Origin of the sequence: Desertibaculum subflavum, from assembly GCA_003576705.1 — a bacterium.
Lineage (GTDB): Bacteria > Pseudomonadota > Alphaproteobacteria > Ferrovibrionales > Ferrovibrionaceae > Desertibaculum > Desertibaculum subflavum.
Genome location: QOZS01000043.1, coordinates 37,772 through 46,514, shown reverse-complemented (window position 1 = coordinate 46,514; position 8,743 = coordinate 37,772). Strand labels below are relative to the sequence as shown.

Annotated in this window: 8 protein-coding genes; 3 read left to right on the top strand and 5 right to left on the bottom strand. The window is 68.1% G+C overall.

Translation table 11 applies throughout. The annotated features are described in order from the left end of the window. The 4 genes from DT074_RS20365 to thrC all read right to left on the bottom strand — a co-directional run. A partial coding sequence (locus DT074_RS20365; protein ID WP_162915044.1) for an EAL domain-containing protein occupies positions 1-1,649 on the bottom strand: 1,649 nt, incomplete at its 3' end. Positions 1,650-1,724: 75 nt separating this feature from the next. Then, complete coding sequence (locus DT074_RS20360; RefSeq protein WP_368744800.1) at positions 1,725-2,372, bottom strand: GNAT family N-acetyltransferase; 648 nt, start codon at positions 2,370-2,372, stop codon at positions 1,725-1,727. Positions 2,373-2,412: 40 nt separating this feature from the next. Next, positions 2,413-3,672 carry a M16 family metallopeptidase gene (locus DT074_RS20355; protein WP_119421701.1) on the bottom strand — a complete coding sequence of 420 codons (1,260 nt, stop codon included), beginning with the start codon at positions 3,670-3,672 and terminating at the stop codon, positions 2,413-2,415. Further along, the gene (gene thrC / locus DT074_RS20350) at positions 3,669-5,072 is read right to left on the bottom strand and encodes a threonine synthase (protein WP_119421700.1); all 1,404 of its coding nucleotides are present in this window, start codon (positions 5,070-5,072) and stop codon (positions 3,669-3,671) included. Before thrC ends, DT074_RS20355 begins: the two co-directional genes overlap by 4 nt. A 72-nt stretch (positions 5,073-5,144) precedes the next feature. On the opposite strand from thrC, the gene DT074_RS20345 reads away from it, so the two are divergent. After that, the gene (locus tag DT074_RS20345) at positions 5,145-5,591 is read left to right on the top strand and encodes an ion channel (protein WP_119421699.1); all 447 of its coding nucleotides are present in this window, start codon (positions 5,145-5,147) and stop codon (positions 5,589-5,591) included. Between the two features lie 7 nt (positions 5,592-5,598). On the opposite strand, the gene DT074_RS20340 is transcribed toward DT074_RS20345, so the two are convergent. Continuing rightward, positions 5,599-6,447 carry a fumarylacetoacetate hydrolase family protein gene (locus tag DT074_RS20340; RefSeq protein WP_119421698.1) on the bottom strand — a complete coding sequence of 283 codons (849 nt, stop codon included), beginning with the start codon at positions 6,445-6,447 and terminating at the stop codon, positions 5,599-5,601. 155 nt (positions 6,448-6,602) lie between these two features. Between DT074_RS20340 and DT074_RS20335 the strand changes: the two genes are divergently transcribed. Both DT074_RS20335 and aptA read left to right on the top strand, forming a co-directional pair. After that, positions 6,603-7,229, top strand: coding sequence for a glutathione binding-like protein (locus tag DT074_RS20335; RefSeq protein WP_119421697.1), 627 nt, complete (start codon positions 6,603-6,605; stop codon positions 7,227-7,229). 134 nt (positions 7,230-7,363) lie between these two features. Beyond that, complete coding sequence (gene aptA, locus DT074_RS20330) at positions 7,364-8,692, top strand: omega-aminotransferase AptA (protein ID WP_368744799.1); 1,329 nt, start codon at positions 7,364-7,366, stop codon at positions 8,690-8,692. The last annotated feature ends 51 nt before the right edge of the window (positions 8,693-8,743 follow it).

Below are 8,743 nucleotides of genomic sequence, written 5' to 3'. Positions count from 1 at the left end.
CGGGCCGCCCGGGCCGGCTGGGCGGCTGGCGGGGCGGCACGGGCGGCGGCCGGGGCCGGCTGCGGCGGCACAAGCGGCCCGGGCTTGCCGTAGAGCCAGCCCTGGCCGAGCGAGATGCCGATCTCGCGCAGCGACTTGTCCTGTGCCTCCGTCTCGACCATTTCGGCGATGGTGCCGATATCGAGGTCGCGGCAGAGCTGGGCGAGGGACTTCAGCAGCGCATAGTCCCGCCGCGAATGGGTGATGCGCTGAACGTAGGAGCCATCGATCTTGAGGAAATCGACCGAGAGCCCGCTCAGGTAGCGGATCGAGGCGGAGCCAGAGCCGAAATCGTCGATGCAGACGGCAAAGCCCCGGCCGCGGATCTCCTGCAGCACGCGGTCGATCTTCTCGAGATCGGCGATCTCGGCGCTCTCGGTGATCTCCAGGCTCAGGCGCTGGGCCAGGATGCGGCCGCGATCGAGCAGGCCGAGCAGCACCTTGACGAAGATGTCGTTCTGGATCGACCGGCCGGACAGGTTGACGGCGAGGCGCAGCTCCGGCTCGGCAATGCGCTCGTCCAGGATCGCCATCGAGCGGCGCAGGACGGCAAGGTCGAACTGCTCGACCATGCCGATCGCCTCGGCGAAGCGGATGGTCTCGAAAGCGGGCCGGCCGTCCTGGAAGCGCGCCAGCACCTCGTAGTGGTGCACGCTGCGGTCCTTCATGGCGACGATCGGCTGGAAGGCGAAGGTGAAGCGCTCCTCGCCCAGCACCTCCTTGAACGAGTAGACGCGCTTGACCGTCTCGCCGACCATCTCCTCCAGCGCTTCGGCAAGGCTGGCCGGCGGCAACTCGCCCGGCGCCGCGGCCGTGAAGTGGTTGACCGCGTAGACCATGGCGTTCATCGCCTCGGCCGAGGAGAGATTGTCGCCGCCGAGATCGATGGTCGAAGCCTTGATGACGTTGCCGTCGGCGGCGGGATCGAAGCCCTTGATGACGTCGGTCACCGCATTGCGCAACTGGTCGACGTTGATGGCCTTCTCGTGCAGCACGCCGAATTTCGAGCGGGCGAAGCGGCCGGCGCCGTCGCCGTCGATCGAGTTCGCGCGCAAGGTGGCGCCGACGCTCTTGATCAGCTCCTCGCGGTCCCCCTTCGGCAGGCCGGGCGCGAATTTCTCGACATCGATCAGGTCGAGCAGCGTGAGGGTGGTCTCGTCCTTGGCGACGCTTGGATCGTTCAGCAGGCGGTTCGCCGCGGCAAGCAGCCCGTCCTTGTTCAGGATGTCGCTTTCGGGATCGCGCTTGTCCTCGCTGCTGTCGACTCGCATCGGGCGCTTGACAGCGCTGAGCGTGCAGTGGAGCGCCGCCCCTTCGGTCGGCATGCGGTAGATCGTCAAGGCGGCATGCACCGCCGGATCGTCCTTGCGCTGGCCGCCGATGCGCAGCCGAACCGCGATCGGGCCGCGACGCTGGCCGGCTTGCAGGCCCGCCGTCAGCAGGTCGACCATGCGGCGGTCGCGCGGATGGATCAGATCGAGCCAGGGCGCGCCCACCAGCTCGTCCACCGGGCGCCGCACCACGCCGGCGCCAGCGCCGGTGGCAAATTGAATCCGGCCGTCACCGCCGACCTCGATCAGCAGATCGGCAGCCGAGAACGCGAACGCCACGAAGCGATCGCGCTGCCGCCTTAACTGCTCCAGGTCCGCCATGGTCCTCGGCCCACTTTCTGCCGGTTGCCGACCCTAGGTGGCGGGAGTAAAGCCCGCGTTAATATTTCGCGCATGCGCACGGCCATTTAGCCGCCATGGTCGCAGATCTGTGGCGAGGATCCCATAAAGCGCGTGATCGGCGAAGCTGCCGTTGATGTTGAGATAGCCGCGCGCCAGCCCCTCCGCCCGGAACGCCGCCTTGGCCAGGACGCCCCGGCTGGCATCGTTATCGGGCAGGCAGGCCGCGGCGATACGGTGCAGCCGCAGCTCGTCGAAGGCGAAGTCGACCACCACCTGCAGCGATTCCGCCATATAGCCCTGGCGGGCATGCGGCATGCCGATCCAGTAGCCGACATCGGCGCTCTGGGCGATGCCACGCCGGATATCCGACAGCGCGATGCCGCCGAGCAGCGCACTCTCGTCGGCGTTCAGGACCAGGAAGGAATAGCCGGTGCCGGTCCGCACATCGCCGACCGCGCGCCGGACCCGCCGGCGGAAGGCGCCGCGATCCAGCGCATCGGCCGGCCAGGGCGGCTCCCAGGGTTCGAGGAAGGCACGGCTCGAGGCGCGCAGCCGCGCCCAGGCCTCGTAGTCGCCGTAACGCGGCTGGCGCAGCACGACCCGCCGGCCGTGCAGCACCGGCAACCTGCCACCAAGACCACCGAAACGCTCGAGCAGCACGGGCCTGGCCCCCACCGCGCCGGGGCGGAATGCCGCCGACTCAGAGCCGAAATCTTGCCGCCAACCTCGCATAGTCCGCAAGCCGCCCGACCGGGCCGACCGCCGCGACGCCGACCGGGCCGCCCAGCACGCGTCTGGCGACGCGGCGGATCGCCGCCTCGTCGACCGCATCCACGGCCGCCACGATCTCCTCGGTCGGGAGCGGACGGCCGTGCACCAGGAGCTGGCGGCCAAGCTGCTCCGCCCGCGCGGTCGAGCTTTCCAGCGACATCAGCAGGCCGGCCTTGAGCTGGGCCCGCGAGCGCGCCACCTCGCCCTCGGTCACCGCCTCGGTCAGCGCCAGCATCTCGGCGGCGACCAGCGGCACCACCTCGCCGAGATCCTCCTCGCTGGTGCCGGCGTAGATGGAGAGCGCGCCGCCGTCGTTATAGGCGCCAGTGAAAGCGAAGACCGAATAGGCGAGGCCCCGGTTCTCGCGGATCTCCTGGAACAGGCGCGAGCTCATGCCGCCACCGAGCAGGGTCGTGTAGACCTGCGCAGCGTAGAAATCCGGGTCGTCGAAGGCGACGCAGGGAAATGCCAGCGCGAGATGCGCCTGTTCCAGCTCGCGCTTTTCGCGCCGCTCGCCGCCGAGGAAGCGCGCCGGCTCCATCTGGTGCGGCCGGCCCGCCGGCAGCGCGCCGAACGCCTTCGTCACCAGATCGACGATGCGCTCGTGCTCGACCGCGCCCGACGCTGAGAACACCACATTGGCCGGCGCGTAGTGGCCGTCGATGAAATCGCACAAAGCCGCGCGCGGCATGCCGGCCACGCTTTCCGGCGTCCCGAGGATCGGCCGGCCGAGCGTCTGGTCGGGAAAGGTGATCTCCTGCAGCAGGTCGAACACCAGGTCGTCCGGCGTGTCCTCGGCCTGGCCGATTTCCTGGATGATGACCTGGCGCTCCTTGTCCAGCTCGGTCTCGGCGAAGACCGAGTGCTGCACGATATCGGCCAGCAAATCGATGCCGAGCGGTACGTCGTCGGCCAGCACGCGCGCGTAGTAGGTCGTCTGCTCGCGCGCCGTATAGGCGTTGAGGTGCCCGCCCACCGCCTCGATCTCCTCGGCGATGCCGCGGGCATTGCGCCGCTCGGTGCCCTTGAACGCCATGTGCTCGAGGAAATGCGCGACGCCGTGACCGTCCTGCGTCTCGTGCCGCGCGCCGGCATTGACGAACACGCCGACCGAAGCCGTGCGCACGCCCTCCATCGGATCGGTGGCGATGCGCAGCCCGTTGTTCAGCGTGGTGACGGTGACGCTCATGCCGCGCTCCGCCGGTCGCCGAGCGCGGCATGCGCCATGAGATGTGCGCGCACCGCGCCGACATCGTTCGGCAGGGTGGTGCAGCGCTCGGGCCTCTGCATCAGGTCGGCATAGCGCGGCGGCAGTTGCGGCACGACGCCGCTCGCCGCCGTCACCGCCTCGGCGAACTTGGCCGGATGCGCCGTCGCCAGCGTCACCATCGGCACGGCGGGATCGCCGCGCCGGATGCGCGACGCCGCCAGTCCGACCGCGGTATGGGGATCGGGCAGCCAGCCCGTCGCGCGATGGGTGCGGGCGATCTCGGCCCTGGTCTCGTCCTCGCCGACGGACGCGGCGCGGAAGAGATCGGCATTGCCGACCTCGACCCGGAAAGCGCCGAGCTGCGCGAAAGCTGCCATGCGGGCGTTGAGCTCGGCCGCATCGCGACCGACGCGGTCGAATACGTAACGCTCGAAATTGGATGCCACCTGGATATCCATGCTGGGGGAGATGGTCGCGGAAACTTCGCCGCGCCGGTATTCGCCGGAGGCGAAGAACCTGGCCAGGATATCGTTGCGATTGGTCGCCACGACAAGGCCGGCCACCGGCAGACCCATCATCGCCGCGGCATAACCGGCATAGACATCGCCGAAATTGCCGGTGGGCACGCTGAAGGCGACCGGCCGGTCCGGCCCGCCCAGCGCCACCGCGGCATGCACGTAATAGGCGATCTGCAGCATCACCCGCGCCCAGTTGATCGAATTGACCGCGGCGAGGTTGAGGCGGTCGCGCAGATCCGCCTCCTGGAACAGCGCCTTCACCAGCGCCTGGCAGTCGTCGAAGGTGCCCTGGATGGCGATGTTGTGGACATTGGCGTCCGGCGCCGTGGTCATCTGACGGCGCTGCACCGCGGAAATGCGCCCTTCCGGATGCAGCATGAAGACGTCGATCGCCTGCCGCCCGCGGAAGGCATCCACGGCCGCGGCGCCGGTATCGCCCGAAGTCGCGCCCAGGATGGTGGCCCGCCGCCCGCGCCGGGCCAGGGCCCCGTCGAGCAGGCGGCCCAGCACCTGCATCGCCATGTCCTTGAAGGCGAGGGTCGGCCCGTGGAACAGCTCCATCACCCAGTCGTTGGCGTCGAGCTGGGTGAGCGGCGCCACCGCCGGATGGTCGAAGCCGCCATAGGTCTCGGCCAGCAGCCGGCCGAAGGCATCGGCGTCCAGATGGCTGCCCAGATAGGGCTGCAGCACCGCGGCGGCGAGCTCGGCGTAAGACTTTCCGCGCAATGAAATCAATGACTTGCGGGAAAGCCGGGGCCAGCGCGCCGGCACATAGAGGCCGCCGTCCGGCGCCAGGCCGGCGAGCAGGACGCCCTCGAAATCGAGCGCGGGACTCTCGCCCCGCGTGCTGACATAGCGCAAAACCGATCCTCCGATGGGCGGCTAGAGTACCGCCCTGCTTGTGCAAGCCGCAATCATGGAGCCCGCCGCCGGATGCTGATGGGTATGCTCGCCTCGACGGCCCTGGTCCTCGCCACCGTCGGCATCCACTACGAGGCGCTGCGGCTGGTCAGTGCCCTGCTGCCGCATCTCCGGATCCGGCCGCGCGCCCGCATTATCGTCATCATCATTGGCGCCTTTGCCGCCCACACTGTGGAAGTGTGGCTCTACGCGCTCGGCTTTCTGCTGCTCGACCGCTTTGCCGGACTCGGCTATCTGACCGGCGATACGGTCAGCGAGTTCTCGACCTACCTCTACCACTCGACCGTGACCTACAGCTCGCTCGGCTATGGTGATCTGGTGCCGCACGGCGCGCTGCGCCTGGTGTCGGGCGTCGAGGCGCTGAACGGCCTCGTCATGATCGGCTGGACCGCCTCGTTCACCTATCTCGCCATGGAGAAGCTGTGGGACCTGCACCCGCGCAGGTCCCACAAGCGATGAGCGGCACCTATTCGGCGACGATCCCGTTGCGCAGCAGGCCGACGCCGGAGATCTCCACCTCTACCGTGTCGCCCGGCTTCATGTAGAGCGGCGGCGTGCGGCGGTCGCCGACGCCGCCCGGCGTGCCGGTGATGATGAGATCGCCGGCGCGCAGGTCGGTGAAGCCCGAGATATAGGCGATCAGCTGCGGGATATTGAAGATCATCATGTCCGTCGTTGCCTTCTGCACCTCCTCGCCGTTGAGGCGGGTGGTCAGGGTCAGCTTGAACGGATCCGGCACTTCGTCGGCGGTGACCATCCAGGGCCCGAAGCCGCCGGTGCCGGGGAAGTTCTTGCCCGGGGTGAACTGGTGGGTATGGCGCTGCCAGTCGCGCACGCTGCCGTCGTTGTAGCAGGCATAGCCGGCGATATGGGCGAGCGCGGTGCTCTCGGGGATGTGGCGACCGGGCCGGCCGATCACCACCGCCAGCTCGCCTTCGAAATCGAACCGTTCGGAAGAGCGCGGCTTCACCAGCGGGCTTCCGTGACCGACTTGGGTGTCGGCGAAGCGGGTGAAAATCACCGGGAAATCCGATTTCTGCCGCCCGGTCTCGACCCGGTGCTCGTCGTAATTCACGCCGACGCAAAGGATCTTGTCGGGGTTGCCGATCGGCGGCAGCAAGATGACGCTGGCGAGCTTCCAGTCCGCCTTGGCCCCCTTGGCTGCGGCCGCGATCTCGGCCAGCGCATCGGCGGCGATCACCGCCTTGAGGTCCGGATATTTCGAGCCGAGCCTGGCGCCGAGATCGACGATCCCGTCGCCGGCGACCACGCCCCAGGAGACTTTGCCGCCGGCCTCGAACGTCACGAGCTTCATTTATGAATATCCCCGTCTGGATTGCCGCGGCACCCTAGGCGTGGGCCGTATGCCGATCAAGTTGCCGCGGACGGAAGGCACCATTGCCCGCCAGGTAATCGACCCCAAGACAAGGCTACGGCGAACATGGGCTTCCCGATCGCAGGAGCCCACCGATGGACCTCTACTTCGCCCCGCTTGCCTGTTCGATGGCGACCCGCATCGCCGCCTACGAAGCCGAACTGCCGATCAACTTCATCCAGGTCGACACCAAGGCCAGGCGCGCCGCCGACGGTGCCGATTTCATGGCCATCAACCCGATGGGCCAGGTGCCGGTGCTGCGCACCGATGACGGCACCCTGCTCACCGAGAACGGCGCCGTGCTGCCTTATGTGGCCGACCGCGCAGGCCGAGGCCTGCTTGGGCCCCAGCACGGCGCCGAGCGCTTCCGCCTGCACGAGTGGATCGGCTTCATCGGCACCGAGCTGCACAAGGCGACCTTCACGCCGCCGCTGGACCCGAAGGCGGGCCAGGGCGCCAGGGACTATGCGAAATCCAAGGCGGCGCTGCGTCTCTCCGTGCTCGAGCGCCGCCTGGCCGGCCACGACTTCCTGCTCGACGGGTTCAGCGTCGCCGATGCCTATCTGGTGACGGTGCTGAACTGGGCCATGTTCCTGCAGCAGGATTTCAGCGCCGCGCCTTCGGTGCCGGCCTATTTCAAGCGCTTGTGCGCGCGCCCCTCGGTCGGCCGAGCGCTGGCCGAAGAGACGAAGCTCTACCTGGAGGAACAGGCGAAGAAGTGAGCAATTGCCTCCGCCGCATCAGCGGCGGGGGCGCTGCGCGCATCCCAGCTTTGCTGGCTTCCCCACTCCCTGGACTGTGAAAAAGCGGCTAGGCTCCGCGCTCGACTTTCCGCTCACGAGGAGCCCGCGCGCCCATGCCCCAGTCGATGGCGAAGAACGCCAACAATCTCGATGCCTTCTGGATGCCGTTCACGGCGAACCGGGCGTTCAAGGCCAATCCGCGCATGCTGGTGAAGGCCGAGGGCATGCACTACACCGCCGCCGACGGCCGCAAGATCATGGACACCACCGCCGGGCTCTGGTGCGTCAATGCCGGCCATGGCCGGCAGAAGATCATCGAGGCGGTGCAGCACCAGGTGAAGGAGCTGGATTACGCGCCTTCGTTCCAGTGGGGCCATCCCAAGGCCTTCGAGCTGGCGGCCCGCATCGTCGCCATGACGCCGGGCGACCTGAACCACGTGTTCTTCTGCAATTCCGGGTCGGAGGCGGTCGACACCGCGCTGAAGATCGCCATCGCCTATCACCGCGCCCGCGGCGAGGGCACCCGCACGCGGCTGATCGGGCGCGAGCGCGGCTATCACGGCGTCGGCTTCGGCGGCATCTCGGTCGGCGGCATGGTGGCGAACCGCAAGTGGTTCGGCATGGGCCTGCAGGGTGTCGACCACCTGCCGCACACCCACAGCCTGAAGGACATGGCGTTCAGCCGGAACGAGCCGGAATGGGGCGCCCATCTCGCCGACGAGCTGGAGCGGCTGGTCGCGCTGCACGATGCCTCCAACATCGCCGCCGTGATCGTCGAGCCGGTGGCGGGCTCGACCGGCGCGCTGGTGCCGCCCAAGGGCTATCTCAAGCGGCTGCGCGAGATCTGCAACAAGCACGGCATCCTGCTGATCTTCGACGAGGTGATCACCGGCTTCGGCCGCCTGGGCCATGCCTTCGCCTCGGAAAAGTTCGACGTGGTGCCGGACATCATGACCATCGCCAAGGGCGTCACCAACGCCACCATCCCGATGGGCGGCGCGATCGTGAGGAAACACATCTACGACGCCTTCATGCAGGGGCCGGAGAACGCGGTGGAGCTGTTCCACGGCTACACCTACTCCGCGCATCCGGTCGCCGCGGCGGCGGGACTTGCGACGCTCGACGTCTATAAGGAGGAGGGCCTGTTCGAGCGCGCGGCGGAGCTCACGCCCTATCTGGAAGACGCGGTGCATTCGCTGAAGGGCACCTCGAAGGTTATCGACATCCGCAATATCGGCATGATCGGCGCCATCGAGCTGGAGCCGCGCACCGGCGGCGCCGGCACGCGCGCGAATGACATCGTCCTGAAAGGGTACGAGGCGGGCTTCATGTTCCGCGGCGTCGGCGAGACGGTGACGCTCTCGCCGCCGCTGATCGTCCAGAAGAAACAGATCGACGAGATGATCGACACGCTCGGCCAGTGCATCAAGGCGGTGGCATGATTTAGCCCTCCCTCGCGCCGCGAACGCGGCGTGGGGGAGGGTTTCCATTGG

Excerpts from the sequence above, each read along its gene's own strand:
- DT074_RS20345 (WP_119421699.1), top strand. The coding sequence starts at position 5,145 with ATGCTGATGGGTATGCTCGCCTCGACGGCCCTGGTCCTCGCCACCGTC.
- DT074_RS20335 (WP_119421697.1), top strand. The coding sequence starts at position 6,603 with ATGGACCTCTACTTCGCCCCGCTTGCCTGTTCGATGGCGACCCGCATC.
- DT074_RS20355 (WP_119421701.1), bottom strand. The coding sequence starts at position 3,672 with ATGAGCGTCACCGTCACCACGCTGAACAACGGGCTGCGCATCGCCACC.
- aptA (WP_368744799.1), top strand. The coding sequence starts at position 7,364 with ATGCCCCAGTCGATGGCGAAGAACGCCAACAATCTCGATGCCTTCTGG.
- DT074_RS20340 (WP_119421698.1), bottom strand. The coding sequence starts at position 6,447 with ATGAAGCTCGTGACGTTCGAGGCCGGCGGCAAAGTCTCCTGGGGCGTG.